Source organism: Weissella paramesenteroides (assembly GCF_036327715.1).
Lineage (GTDB): Bacteria > Bacillota > Bacilli > Lactobacillales > Lactobacillaceae > Weissella > Weissella paramesenteroides.
On record NZ_CP130559.1, the window covers coordinates 1,302,786 to 1,315,898 of the forward strand.

12 protein-coding genes are annotated in these 13,113 nt (G+C 38.1%); all 12 read right to left on the reverse strand.

Translation table 11 applies throughout. From position 1 onward, the window contains the following. Window position 1: 1 nt before the first annotated feature. Window positions 2-364 carry an Asp23/Gls24 family envelope stress response protein gene (locus tag QRX23_RS06460; protein WP_040760851.1) on the reverse strand — a complete coding sequence of 121 codons (363 nt, stop codon included), beginning with the start codon at window positions 362-364 and terminating at the stop codon, window positions 2-4. Window positions 365-491: 127 nt separating this feature from the next. Further along, on the reverse strand, window positions 492-692 hold the full coding sequence (rpmB, locus tag QRX23_RS06465) for a 50S ribosomal protein L28 (protein WP_002828513.1): 201 nt from the start codon (window positions 690-692) through the stop codon (window positions 492-494). 122 nt (window positions 693-814) lie between these two features. Continuing rightward, complete coding sequence (locus QRX23_RS06470) at window positions 815-1,483, reverse strand: thiamine diphosphokinase (protein ID WP_330155069.1); 669 nt, start codon at window positions 1,481-1,483, stop codon at window positions 815-817. Further along, window positions 1,483-2,142, reverse strand: a complete 660-nt coding sequence (rpe, locus tag QRX23_RS06475) for a ribulose-phosphate 3-epimerase (RefSeq protein WP_002828515.1) — start codon at window positions 2,140-2,142, stop codon at window positions 1,483-1,485. The genes QRX23_RS06470 and rpe overlap by 1 nt, the downstream gene beginning before the upstream one ends. Window positions 2,143-2,168: 26 nt before the next feature. Continuing rightward, window positions 2,169-3,083: a ribosome small subunit-dependent GTPase A gene (gene rsgA / locus QRX23_RS06480; protein WP_330155070.1), complete on the reverse strand. Its 915-nt coding sequence runs from the start codon at window positions 3,081-3,083 to the stop codon at window positions 2,169-2,171. Window positions 3,084-3,104: 21 nt separating this feature from the next. Beyond that, a complete protein-coding gene (pknB, locus tag QRX23_RS06485) occupies window positions 3,105-5,018 on the reverse strand; it encodes a Stk1 family PASTA domain-containing Ser/Thr kinase (RefSeq protein WP_330155071.1) in 1,914 nt (637 codons plus the stop codon). Then, window positions 5,019-5,759: a Stp1/IreP family PP2C-type Ser/Thr phosphatase gene (locus QRX23_RS06490; RefSeq protein ID WP_131473389.1), complete on the reverse strand. Its 741-nt coding sequence runs from the start codon at window positions 5,757-5,759 to the stop codon at window positions 5,019-5,021. Between the two features lie 29 nt (window positions 5,760-5,788). Then, window positions 5,789-7,159: a 16S rRNA (cytosine(967)-C(5))-methyltransferase RsmB gene (gene rsmB / locus QRX23_RS06495; protein WP_330155072.1), complete on the reverse strand. Its 1,371-nt coding sequence runs from the start codon at window positions 7,157-7,159 to the stop codon at window positions 5,789-5,791. Next, window positions 7,152-8,102, reverse strand: a complete 951-nt coding sequence (gene fmt / locus QRX23_RS06500) for a methionyl-tRNA formyltransferase (protein WP_330155073.1) — start codon at window positions 8,100-8,102, stop codon at window positions 7,152-7,154. Before fmt ends, rsmB begins: the two co-directional genes overlap by 8 nt. 65 nt (window positions 8,103-8,167) lie before the next feature. Beyond that, on the reverse strand, window positions 8,168-10,588 hold the full coding sequence (gene priA, locus QRX23_RS06505) for a primosomal protein N' (RefSeq protein WP_330155074.1): 2,421 nt from the start codon (window positions 10,586-10,588) through the stop codon (window positions 8,168-8,170). A 153-nt stretch (window positions 10,589-10,741) separates the two neighbouring features. Next, on the reverse strand, window positions 10,742-11,935 hold the full coding sequence (locus QRX23_RS06510; protein ID WP_330155075.1) for an acetate/propionate family kinase: 1,194 nt from the start codon (window positions 11,933-11,935) through the stop codon (window positions 10,742-10,744). 108 nt (window positions 11,936-12,043) lie between these two features. After that, a complete protein-coding gene (locus QRX23_RS06515; protein ID WP_330155076.1) occupies window positions 12,044-13,048 on the reverse strand; it encodes a class I SAM-dependent methyltransferase in 1,005 nt (334 codons plus the stop codon). Window positions 13,049-13,113: the final 65 nt, after the last annotated feature.

Consider the following 13,113-nt stretch of genomic DNA (forward strand, 5'->3'; position numbering starts at 1 on the left):
GCTAATCCCCTAGCATACGTACGCCTTGAACCGTTACATTTACCTCGCTAGCAACAATGCCTAACATAACGTTCAAATCATTTTTAACACGTGCTTGTACACTCTTAGAAATTTCGGAAATTTTCATGCCATACCCAACAATAATATGAACATCTACCGTGACACCACCATCTTGTTGGCGAACAACAACACCCTTTGAGAAGTTATCACCGTTCAATATCTGATTCACACCATCACGCAACGGATTTTGGCTTGCCATACCGACAACACCATAGTTATCAGTAGTTGCACCACCTACAATCGTTGCGATGACGTCGTTTTCAATTTCAATTGCACCTTGTGCTGTTTGGATCTTTACTGCCATTAGAATGACCTCCATATAAAGCTAATACTATTTTACCACAAGCAAGGCATTAGTATTGGCTGGTAATTACTGCAATCATTTTTATGTCATATAAAAGAAAAAAGCTACCAAACGGCAGCTTTATATCTTATACACGCTCAATTGAGCCGTTCTTCAAACCAGCCTTCAAAGTACGAGCTGATAGGTACACCTTCTTAGGTGCTGAACCGTTAATCTTAACCGTCACTTTTTGCAAGTTTGGCTTCCAGCTACGACTACTTGAGTTAAGGGCGTGTGAACGTTGTTTACCAAAACGAGTACGCTTTCCATTGACTGCATCAACTGCCATATGTTTACCCTCCAATCTTAAGCTCTTTTAAATTCAGTGCTTTTATTTACTTGAATAATAATACCAAACCCTTACGCAATAAGCAAGGGTTTTCTGTAAAGTATTTTTACTTTACACATTTTTTATTGATCAGCAGTTTGCCCGATTAAATCACGACTTTGGATAACTGCGACAATGCCACTCTTAAATGAGAAATGATTAACTTCACCCAAAAATTCATTTGAAGAAAATGAGAACGGATTTCCAGACCAATCATCTAAACGATATTTTTCATCCAATAACGAAAGGCCGCTTACTGGAATCAGTGGCATGAATCCCAAATACTTCATTGTGGGTTCTTTTACAATGGTATGCTCACCCGGCAAGAAGAAATCAATACGGTTATTGCGATCAATAATCGCTACTTTCTCAACAATTGATGTAAAACGCGGTTGAGTAAAAATCCAAATATTAGATAACAATTGATCAATTCGGCCACCTGTGGCACCATAGATTTCAATTTTATCCGGATGGTAATTTTTCTCAACTAAACTTAATAACAATTCAGTATCTGTATCATCTTTTTCTGGTTTTACACTAACAATTTTGGGTAATTGACCCATGATTTCTTGTCGCTCTTCAAATGTGACTGAATCAAAATCACCAACTGTCAAAACCGGAACTTGACCTAAATGTAACAAGCGCAGTGAACCTCGGTCTGCGGCTGCCCACGGTCCATCAAGTAACCCTTTTTTTAAATCATCTGGCCATTCTGACATTGGCCCACCAACTAACAAACGCATTCGATTCATTAGTCAGCCGTGACTTCCTTCAACTTCGCAATTTTTGCTGCAGGGTCTACCTTATCGAAAACATAAGAACCTGCTACAGCAACAGTTGCACCAGCATCATAGGCCATTTTAGTTGTTTGATCATTCGCACCGCCATCAATTTCTATATCGAAAGTATAGCCTTTTTCCCGCTTCAATTTATCCAAAATGGCAATTTTTTCAATCATTTCAGGTAGGAATTGTTGACCACCAAATCCTGGATTAACCGTCATAACTAGTACTTGGTCAACCATATATAGAACTGGTTCAATAACAGAAACCGCTGTACCAGGATTAATGACCACTTCCGCTTTAATACCATGTGCCTTAATTTGTTGTAATGCACGATGAATATGATTTGTTGCCTCATAATGTACACCAATAATGTCCGCACCTGCAGCTGCAAATTCATCAATGTAGCGTTCAGGATCCACAGCCATCAAATGAACATCAAGTGTCATCTTACTTACTTTACGCAGTGCCTTTACCCAGTTTGGTCCGTAAGCAATTGCCGGAACAAACGAACCGTCCATCACATCAATGTGTAATAGCTCCGCACCCGCATTCTCAACAACTGACACATCACGTGCCAAATTCAAATAATCTGCAGCTAAAATAGATGGTGCAACCTTAATTGTCATAATTTTTACCCTCTTTAAAAATACTCTTAATGTTTTTTATCATGTTTATTATAAACTGGGCGTCGACCAGCAATCAAATCATAAAATAATTTATAGTTTTCATACCTAGACGTCATAATATTCCCCTCAGCCACGGCCTCTTTAACGGCACAGCCAGGTTCGTTTAAATGAACACATCCCCTAAAACGACACCCATCTGAAAATTGATTAAAATCTCGAAAGTACTGACCTAATTCTCGTGCAGGCATATCAAAGATTTCAAACGCTGAAAAACCTGGTGTATCAGCAACGAATCCGCCGTATAAATTAATTAAGGCAACTTGCCGAGTTGTATGCCGTCCTCGACTCAATGCTTGAGATACTTCACCTGTTGCTAACTGTAGGTCAGGAGAAATATGGTTCAACAATGTACTTTTACCTGCTCCTGTTTGACCCATTAAGACGGTCAATTTATTTGCTAATAGCAGCTTAACTTGGGTCAGGCTTTCTTCATCAAACGCCTTCTCTGGTAGTACGACTTGATAACCAATCCGGCGATATCCCTCAGCAATTGTTTGAAAATCATGTTTTTCTTCAGCAGTCAATAAATCCGTTTTAGTAAAATAAATAACTGGTTCAATATGCTTTTCTTCCAGTGCAACTAGTTGTCGATCCAGTAAATTACTCGACCAATCCGGCATCTTAACTGCTGTAACAATAATCACTTGATCAACATTCGCAACAGGTGGACGGACAATACTGTTTGTCCGTTCATCAATAGAAAGTATATAGCCTTCTTTAGATGTTTCAGCACTAAAGGTCACCCAGTCACCCACAAGTGGTTTTAGATCTTTTTTGCGAAAATTACCTCGAGCACGTGTGCGAAAAACTTCTCCGTCTGCTGTTAGGACATCATAAAAACCTGCTAATGCTAACTGAATTTGTCCATGATATTCTGTCATCTAAACTCCTATCCAATTTAACTAATCTGACTGTGATGATGAACTAGATGATTGTGTACTTTCTGATGCTGGTTGACTTGTTGAATCCGATTCAGTGTCATCTGATGCACTACTTGATGAACTACTTTGTGAAGAGCTACTTTCACGACTTTCACTAGTACTGCTACTACTTGATGATCTTGATGTTTTACTTGATGAATGAGCTGCTTCATTTGGCCCATTAGATATAGTGACAAGCAAAACATCATTTTTAGTCAGTTTACTGCCGGGAGTCATTGATTGAGAAACAACATATCCTGCTGGCACGCTATCTGAGTAAACACTATTAAAATTAACAGCCACACCATTGGTTTGCGCCCACGCACTAACAGTACCTTGTGATTTACCTGTAAAATTAGGCACGTTATAGCTCTTCGGACCAGTTGATACCTTAAATTTCACCTTAGTCTTACTTGGAACGACGCTATCCTCTGCATCCACATTCTGCGATATAATATAACCTTTTGGTACCGTATCACTTGCCACATCTTTTTTAGTTACTTCAAAACCCTTATTCTCTAATTTATTACTTACCGTACTATATTTTTCATTAACATAATCACCAAAACGTACTTTGGCTGGCCCTTTAGATACAACTAAATCAATAACTGAATCCGCTGCAACAGTTTTACCAACTTTTGGATTTGTTTGAATAACTTTGCCACGTTCAATATCATTTGAATGTTTCGTTGTAATATTACCAAGCTTTAAGCCATCTTCTTGCAAAGTCTTTTCAGCATTTGCCTGGGTCATGCCACGCACATCTGAAACATGAACATTATCTGGTTGCATCGCACCATAGATACCAAATCCACCAATTATGAAAACTAAAACTAATAATGCCAACCATAAGTAACGGCGACGTTTTTTCTTCTTTTTAGATTTAAGTGCTAATTTCTGTGAGTTCCCTGCAGAAGAGTCTGCATGTGTTTCTTTTAAAAGAGGTTCCGACTTCGTGGTCTCTCTTGGCCGTTGACTAGCAACCTCTTTAATCTGTGCCAATGGAATAACTTTCGTCTCAGTATTATCTCCATCAACATCATTTGGATCATGCCATTCCGGCTCATTGATTCGATTCGGTGATAATACTGTTGATAGATCATCTGACATCGCTTGTGCTGACGCATATCTACTCATCGGATTTTTGGCTGTCGCTTTAAAAATAACATTTTCTAAAGGCTGTGGTATACGTGGATCAACATCTCTGACAGATGGCATTGGATTTTGAGCGTGTTTAACCGCTATAGCAACAGCCGTTTCCCCATCAAATGGCACATGACCCGTTATCATTTCATACAACATGATTCCTAATGAATAGATATCACTGCGGTTTGATGCAGCTTCACCACGAACTTGTTCAGGAGCCATGTAATGAACAGAACCAATCGCCGTATTTGTCTGCGTCATGCCAAAAGACGTTTGTGCCCTAGCAATACCAAAGTCGGAGATTTTTGCTTCCCCTTCATTACTAATTAAAATATTCTGTGGCTTTAAATCTCGATGAATTATTCCTGCTTGATGGGCCACCGCAATCCCTGCCAGAATGTCTTGCATAATATCAACAATTCGACTAACTGGAATTGGCCAATTTTCGGCAATATACCGTTTTAGATCCATACCGGCAACAAATTCCGTTACCAAATACTGTGAACCACCTTCTTCACCATAGTCATAAACTTGAATGATATTCGGGTGTAAAATTGCTGACGTTGCAGCAATTTCATTATTAAATCGCCGACGAACGTCCTCGTCATCCCGCATATCTAAACGCATTAGTTTTAATGATACGTCTCGATCTAAAATAATATCATGTGCACGATATACATTAGCCATACCACCTTCACCAAGCGGTTCTACAATGCGATATCGTTCACCAATCAATTGATTTATTCGCATTTAGTAGTCCTCGCTTTCCTGGTGACCAATAAGAACTGTCACATTGTCTGATCCACCCGCATCATTTGTACTTGTAATTAACTGTGTCACAGCATCCGCAATATCATTAGCTGCCAAAACGGTTTGTAAGATGGTCTTGTCACTAACATGTTTTGGCATACCATCCGTTGTCATCAAAACATAATCATCCGGATATAAATTAATTGCAAATAAATCTGGTTTTGAATCATCTGTAACCCCTAATTGTCGTGTAATTAAGTGGCGACCAGGATGAGTTACGGCTTCATCCTCAGTAATGGCACCTTCTTGTAGAAGTTCATTTGCTAAATTATGATCGGTTGTTAGTTGCCTAATTTGGCGTTGGCGAATAACATACGCCCGTGAATCACCAATATTAGCAATGACTAATTGATGAGCCAAAATGACTGCAATGACCAAAGTAGTTGCCATACCGTTCAGTGTTCGATATCGTTGCGCCGTCTTAACAATGGTGTCATTTTCGTTATTAATTTGATCAATCAACCATTGTTTAGCAGTGTCAATTGTCGCAATTGCCGACTTTTCCCACTGATTTCCAATATGGGACACTGCCATTGTGGCTGCAACGTCACCACCATTTTGTCCACCAACCCCGTCAGCGACGATTGCTAGTTGTGCACCAGATTGATTGATAAAAACACTGACATAATCTTGATTTTCTGCACGCATACGACCAGTGTCAGATGCATATGCTATTTTCATATTTCATCATCCCTTCATCACTACAACCCTTACTGCTTAACTAATGTTGCTATAAAGAAACCATCTGACCCAAAATCGTCCGGATAGACATGTAACATGCCTTGCTCATCTAAAACATCTAGGTTATTGACTGTCTTAGTCGGAACTAATTTGAAATCATTGTGGGCTGCTAAAAACTCATTGATAACATCTTCATTTTCAGTTGACAAAATGGTACATGTTCCATATACCAGACGCCCACCCTTTTTCAATTTGCTAGCAACTGCATCTAAGATTGAAAGTTGAATTTTCTGCAATTGGTAACTATCTTTTAATGATTTTTCATATCGAATCTCTGGCTTACGTCGCAAAAGCCCAAATCCAGAACATGGTGCATCTACCAAAATACGATCAAATGTTTCATCCTTAAATTTCTCATCAACTTTTCGAGCATCTAAAACTTGCGTTTCGATACGATCAGCAACTTGTAAACGCGTAGCATTTTCTTTAATCAATTTTGCTTTATGATCATGAATATCCAAAGCAACGACATGTCCACCCTGTGTCTTTTCAAGATAAGTTGCAATCTGTGTCGTTTTTCCACCTGGCGCAGCCGCTGCGTCTAATACCTTATCTCCTGGATGCACGTCTAAGCTTGGCACCATTAACATTGCTGACTCATCTTGAAGAGTTAATAACCCATCATGAAAAGCTTGCGAACCTGCGACATGACCGCCAGAAACCAATAATGCATCTGGTGTAACTTCAGAAGGCGTAACCTGATAACCATCATTCTCTAACAACTTAATGAGGTCTGTCGGTGAAATTAGTTCGCGGTTTACGCGCACCGACTGACTTGGTGCTGCGTTAATCGTTGATGCAATCGCAACCGTTTTTGGCCAACCGAGTTGACCATTTAGCGTTTCAATTAGCCACACCGGTAATGAAGTTTTAATTGATAACCGCTTTGTTTCATCTTTAATATCTTCAAAATCAGGAAGGCCTTGTCTTTGAATTGCATGTAATACACCCGTGACAAACTTTCGAGTACCATCATGACCACGACGTTTCGCAATATTAATTGCTTCATCAAAAATTGCATGATCTGGAATTTTATCTAAATATTGCATTTGAAATATTGAAATATAAAGTAACTCACGAACCCAAGATTCTAGCTTCTGTGGTTGCTTAATGGATGGCATCAACCAGTATTCTAAGGTTAATCGATGTTGAATCACACCATAGACCATCGTCGTCATCAAATGAACGTTCTTCTCTGATAAATCAGCTTGCTTAATCATGCTGTCCAACTGCAAGTTAGAATATGCCCCATTTTGAACTTTTTCTAACACACGAACAGACAAAGCACGAGGATTAGTTAATTCCCAATTTGCAATTTTTTGGTTATTTTTCTTAGTCATAGGTAATAACTTGATCTCCCTCTGCAAAATTTGCATGACCATTTAAATAGTCAGTAATTGTCATTTTAGGTTTGCCAGCAGGTTGCAATTCATCAATGGCAATCACTTGGCCATCACCCGTAGCTAACCACAATTCATGTTTTCCTTTTTTAACAACGGTTCCTGGTACCGCATCTGTCTTTTCATCAACAAGATGCGTTTTTTGTATTTTTGTTCGTGTACCCTTAATGGTTGTGTGTGCAATTGGAAATGGAAATAACCCTCTGACATGATTATGTACAACCTGTGCAGGTTGCGTAAAATCAAGTACTTCTTCGTTAGGTTGAATATTTGGTGAAAAACTTACTTGATCAATGTTCTGTGGAATTGGTGTAATATCACCAGAGATTAATTTGGGTAACGTTGATAATAATAGGTCACGACCCAATAGACTCAATTTGTCAAATAATGTCCCCGTATTGTCCTCAGATAAAATTGGTAATTCTTTCTGGGCAATTATATCCCCAGCATCCATTTCTTTAACCATGTACATAATTGTGACGCCTGTTTTTTCATCACCGTTTAAAACAGCATAATGAATTGGTGCCCCACCACGATATTTAGGCAATAATGATGCATGGACATTAATTGCACCCATTTTAGCTGCAGCTAATAATTTAGTTGGTAAAAATTGGCCATAAGCGGCTGTAATAATGAAATCTGGTGCCAATGAAATAATTTGCTTCATTTCATCAGATCCTGACAACTTATTTGGTTGTAATACTGGGATATTTGCCTTAACTGCAACTTCTTTAACCGGTGTTGGTTTAAGTGTATGCTTACGTCCAACCGGACGGTCTGGCTGTGTCAAAACAGCCACAACATCATAAGCTGGATTATCAATCAAACTTTGTAAAATTGGGGCTGAAAAATCTGGTGTACCCATGAAAACAATACTTGTCATTGCTTTTTTTACTCCTTTATCATATGTATGATAACATCGCTTCATTAGTGGTGTTATCTGTAAGACTACATGAAATTAATTGGTTCACGATCAATAATTATTGTAATTCCTTGTTTTTGTAATTGCTGACCTTTTTTCATTAAGCTGCCAAGCGCCTGTATTAATTTTTCGTCATGCCGATACTTAATAACTAACCGATAGTAATATTTATTTTTAATACGTGGAATAGTCCCCGTTGCTGGTCCTAACATGATTGTTTCATTATCAATGATATTCTTCAGCCAGTTAGCAATTTCATATGCGGCTTTTGCCGATTCATCAATTTTCTCATGTGCGAATTTAATCTGAATCGTAAAATAATACGGTGTATATTTCCAAGCGTGTCTCAATGCCATTTCTTGGTAATAAAATGCTTCATAATCTTGTTGTCTAGCTAGCTGAATTGCGTAATGATCAGGATTGAAAGTCTGCATAATGACCTTCCCAGGTTTATCACCTCGACCCGCGCGTCCAGAAACTTGCGTTAATAATTGAAAAGTCCGTTCAGATGCTCTGAAGTCTGGTAATGATAATGTTGTATCAGCATTTAATACACCAACCAAAGTAACATTTGCAAAATCCAATCCCTTGGCAATCATTTGTGTTCCTAACAAGATATCAGCTTCATGATTACCAAAAGCCGTTAATAATTGATCAGTTGATCCCTTTCTACGGGTGGTATCAACATCCATACGTATCACCCGTGCCTGGGGAATTTGTTCACTTAGTTGTTCTGCAACTTTTTGCGTACCAGAACCAAATTGTCTAATTCTGGTAGAACCACAATTTTTGCATTTTGTTGGTATGGTCTCGCTATAACCACAATAATGACAAACTAGACGTGAAATATCTTTATGAACTGTTAGGGCAACATCACAATTAATACAGCGTGGTGTAAAACCACATTCACGACATACCAAAAAATTCGCATATCCACGACGGTTTAACATTAAAACAATTTGTTCTTGCTTTGTAAGACGATTTTGAATAGCTTCAAGCAATTGAGGAGAAAAAACATCATCACCACCATGCTTGATGGCTTCTCTCATATCAACAACTTGCGTTTCTGGTAGCATACCATTCGTTGCACGATGTTCTAATGTCAATAAATGATAGACATTCTTTTGTGCACGCGCTCGGCTTTCTAATGAAGGTGTTGCCGAACCCAATACAAGGGTAGCATGATGAAAATCAGCACGCCACTGTGCAACATCTCGTGCATGATATCGTGGATTCTCATCCTGTTTATATGAGGATTCATGTTCTTCGTCAATTATGATTAGCCCGATGTTTTTCAATGGTGCAAATACAGCCGATCTGGCACCAACAACAACGTGTACCTCTGACCGTTGAATACGTCGCCATTCATCATATCGTTCACCATCTGACAATCCTGAATGCATAACAGCAACATCATCACCAAAACGACTCTTTACGCGTCGAACCATTTGTGGTGTCAATGTAATTTCAGGAACTAACATTAAAGCCGTTTGCCCTTCAGAAAGTGCCTTTGCAATGGTTTGTAGGTATATTTCTGTTTTTCCAGATCCTGTTACACCTTCTAATAAAAATGTCTTTGTATCATTTTCTGAAATATTGTTTGCAATTGCTATATAAGCTTCTTGCTGCTCTGCATTCAAAGTTAACGGTTGGCTATTTTTCACAGGTGTACTGAGTTTGGGAATTCGATAAGACTCTACTGGTTTTTGAACAATCCAACCTTTACCCTCTGCTTGCTTTAATACTGCATAATCTAATTGATACGATTTAATGACCTCTTTCACCGGAACAAATGTTTGCGGTGATTGCATCAAATATGAAAGCAATCGCGCTTGCTTTACCGCAGATGGTCGCAGTTGTTGTCTTTGTTCTTGATAAAAATCAACTGATTTAATAGGCTTAAATGCATTAATTTTTTTGACTTTTGCCCGATTATTAACAACATATCCAATTTCAATTATGCGTTTTTTTTGTAATTTTAGAAGTGTGGGAACTAATGTCATATCAACATTATCAACATCAAAGGGCACTTCATCACGATCAGCAAATAGCGCTTGTATTTGTGGCAAACGCTCGAGTTCATCTGGTTCAATAAGCCGTAAGACCTTACTGTACCTTGCACGCATGACGTTGGGTAACATTGTTTGAAAAACACTAATTCGAAAAGCAAAATTATAATCCGCTACCCATGTTGCTAGTTGTAAAAGTTCATCATTCAAAACTGGCTCTAATTCAACAATCTGCGAAATATCTTTCAGTTTGTCAGGTTGATCTGTTGTGTCACTAATATCTGTTACAAACCCCTGAACCAATCGGTTACCTTTACCGAAAGGAACCACAACGCGCATACCCCGAATAAGTGCTTCAGAAAAGAGACTAGGAATATGATAAGTATAGGGTTGATTCGTTTGCATTGTCGGTACATCAACGATTACTTGTGCATACATAAACTGTCTCCTTTCTTATTTTTAGTCAAAATAACTCGTTACTTAATTCATTTTACCAGAATTAATGCAATCAACCTAATTATGGTTTTATCATTCAATAAATAAAAAGCCAGAACCACAAAAGTTCTAGCTTTAGAATATTTATTATTGAAATTACTTATTTTTGGCTTGCAATGCTTGTATGTCACGAGCAATCATAAGTTCTTCGTTAGTAGCAACCTTCAAAACTGCTGCAGTTGAATCGTCTGTTGACAAAATAACTTCATCATCACGTAATTCATTCTTTTCTGCGTCAATTTTAATGCCCATGAATGCCAAACGGTTAATGATTTCTTCACGAACATTTGCAGCATTTTCACCAATACCGGCAGTAAATGTTAATGCATCTACTCCACCAAGCTCAACGTAATACTGACCAATGTAACGAACAACACGATCAATAAACATTTCCAATGCAAGTGCTGCATGATCATTAGTATCTGCAACAGACTCCAAGTCACGCATATCAGAAGAAATTGTTGATACTCCTAATAATCCAGACTTCTTATTCAAAACATTTAGCATCTCATCATTTGATAGGCCTTCACGATTTTGAATATAGTATACAAGAGAAGGATCAACATCCCCAGTACGAGTAGCCATCATCACACCAGCCAATGGGGAGAATCCCATTGATGTATCGTATGATTTACCATCTTTAATAGCCGTAACCGATGCACCAGCACCTAAGTGTAACGTAATCAACTTCAAATCTTCTAGTTTCTTACCAAGTAAATCTGCTGTACGTTGTGCAACGTACATATGTGAAGTTCCGTGAGCACCATACTTACGTGCCCCATACTTTGTGTAGTATTCATATGGCAAGGCATACAAGTAATTCTTCTTAGGCATTGTTTGGTGGAATGCCGTATCAAATACAGCAACTGACAAGGCGTTTGGCAACAACTTTTGGAACACACGAATTCCCAATGCTTCAGAAGCATTGTGCAACGGTGCATAGTCTGCTAAACGTTCAATTTTGTTAAGGGCTTCATCATCAACAATAACTGACTTATTGAACCACTCCCCACCAGCAACAATACGGTGACCAACACCAGTAATTTCTGTAAGGTCTTTGATAACTTCGTGTGCTTTTAATTGCTCAAGCAACAAATTTATTGCAGCTTCATGATCAGCAATATCTTGCACAAGCTCAGTTTTCTCCCCATTAAATTTCAAAGTAAAGATTGCATCGCTCATACCGATACGTTCTACTTGTCCCTTTGCAATCACTGTTTCTGCTGGCATTTCAAATAATTGAAATTTTAGTGATGATGATCCAGCATTAATCGCCATTGTCTTAGCCATATATACTTATCTCCTCTTTCCATATGGAATTCATTATTAACTCAAAATAGTATATCACAAAAAAATGCAATTCGTGTACATAAAGCCATTAATGTCGTGCTACCATAACTAATTATACAAGTGGTTTGCTGTCATCCAAGCTGTCAATTCTGTCACAAACTTTTTGTTTTCAACTTCATTCGATAATTCAGGAGCTCTTGCCAACATCACTGGTTTTGCTTGTAGGGCATCAGCACCAGAACGCTGTAATATAAGGATTACTTTTCCTAATTTAGAATCTTTAAAGAAGTTACTAGGTAACTGAATCAATGACTGAAAATAGACCTCATCTGTTTGTAAATAACTTAACAATTTTTTGCTCTGATCACTTTCAAATAAATTCGATGGAACAGTTAAAATTGCTAATCCACCTGGCTTTAATGCGGCAACACTTTGTTCAATTAGTAGATGATGTACAAAAGTTAACCCTTCCTCAATACGTGTCATGAAAGATTTTGGCACCTCTTTTGGATAATAGCCAATTGGCAAATCACCAATAATAATATCGGCATCACCAGTCATTGGCGTTGTAACACCATCAGTCAAGGTTAACTGCCATGATTCATTCAATAATGCTGCTACACCACTCGCAACAGTCAACATCGTGTCATCATTCTCAAATCCTTGAATGTGGACTTTTTTTCCTGCAGATTGTAATGCTTGGCTTATTGTTGCTAATAAATTACCTGTTCCAACTGCAATTTCCTTAAGGTGAACTTCAGTTTTCCCCTCTGTAAATTTCTCAGCAATGAACGCAACCCACATGCCAATCGCATCTGGTGTAACTTGATAGTTTGCCTGCAAGCCATCTTGATGAATCGTACTGACTAATAAAAATTGTAAAACTTGACGGCGATCTACTAATTGTAAATCCGAAAATTTTGCTGCCTGGACATCTTTTTTTAAATCTTGTTGTTGTTCATGTGATAATGATTCCCAATCATTATCAGTTTGTCCTAACAAAATTTCAAATAAAATTATTAAAGCTTCGATTGATGCAATATCAAGAAAGGCTACTAATTTCTGCTGTGCCGCTTGTAGATTCTTAACACTGACTTCAATTTTTTCGTACATGTCATTACCTCATCTTTCATACTAGAGACTAGTGTAGCTAGTTTCTGAGTAGCTGACAAGATATA

Excerpts from the sequence above, each read along its gene's own strand:
- QRX23_RS06460 (WP_040760851.1), bottom strand. The coding sequence starts at position 364 with ATGGCAGTAAAGATCCAAACAGCACAAGGTGCAATTGAAATTGAAAAC.
- rpmB (WP_002828513.1), bottom strand. The coding sequence starts at position 692 with ATGGCAGTTGATGCAGTCAATGGAAAGCGTACTCGTTTTGGTAAACAA.
- QRX23_RS06470 (WP_330155069.1), bottom strand. The coding sequence starts at position 1,483 with ATGAATCGAATGCGTTTGTTAGTTGGTGGGCCAATGTCAGAATGGCCA.
- rpe (WP_002828515.1), bottom strand. The coding sequence starts at position 2,142 with ATGACAATTAAGGTTGCACCATCTATTTTAGCTGCAGATTATTTGAAT.
- rsgA (WP_330155070.1), bottom strand. The coding sequence starts at position 3,083 with ATGACAGAATATCATGGACAAATTCAGTTAGCATTAGCAGGTTTTTAT.
- pknB (WP_330155071.1), bottom strand. The coding sequence starts at position 5,018 with ATGCGAATAAATCAATTGATTGGTGAACGATATCGCATTGTAGAACCG.
- QRX23_RS06490 (WP_131473389.1), bottom strand. The coding sequence starts at position 5,759 with ATGAAAATAGCATATGCATCTGACACTGGTCGTATGCGTGCAGAAAAT.
- rsmB (WP_330155072.1), bottom strand. The coding sequence starts at position 7,159 with ATGACTAAGAAAAATAACCAAAAAATTGCAAATTGGGAATTAACTAAT.
- fmt (WP_330155073.1), bottom strand. The coding sequence starts at position 8,102 with ATGACAAGTATTGTTTTCATGGGTACACCAGATTTTTCAGCCCCAATT.
- priA (WP_330155074.1), bottom strand. The coding sequence starts at position 10,588 with ATGTATGCACAAGTAATCGTTGATGTACCGACAATGCAAACGAATCAA.
- QRX23_RS06510 (WP_330155075.1), bottom strand. The coding sequence starts at position 11,935 with ATGGCTAAGACAATGGCGATTAATGCTGGATCATCATCACTAAAATTT.
- QRX23_RS06515 (WP_330155076.1), bottom strand. The coding sequence starts at position 13,048 with ATGTACGAAAAAATTGAAGTCAGTGTTAAGAATCTACAAGCGGCACAG.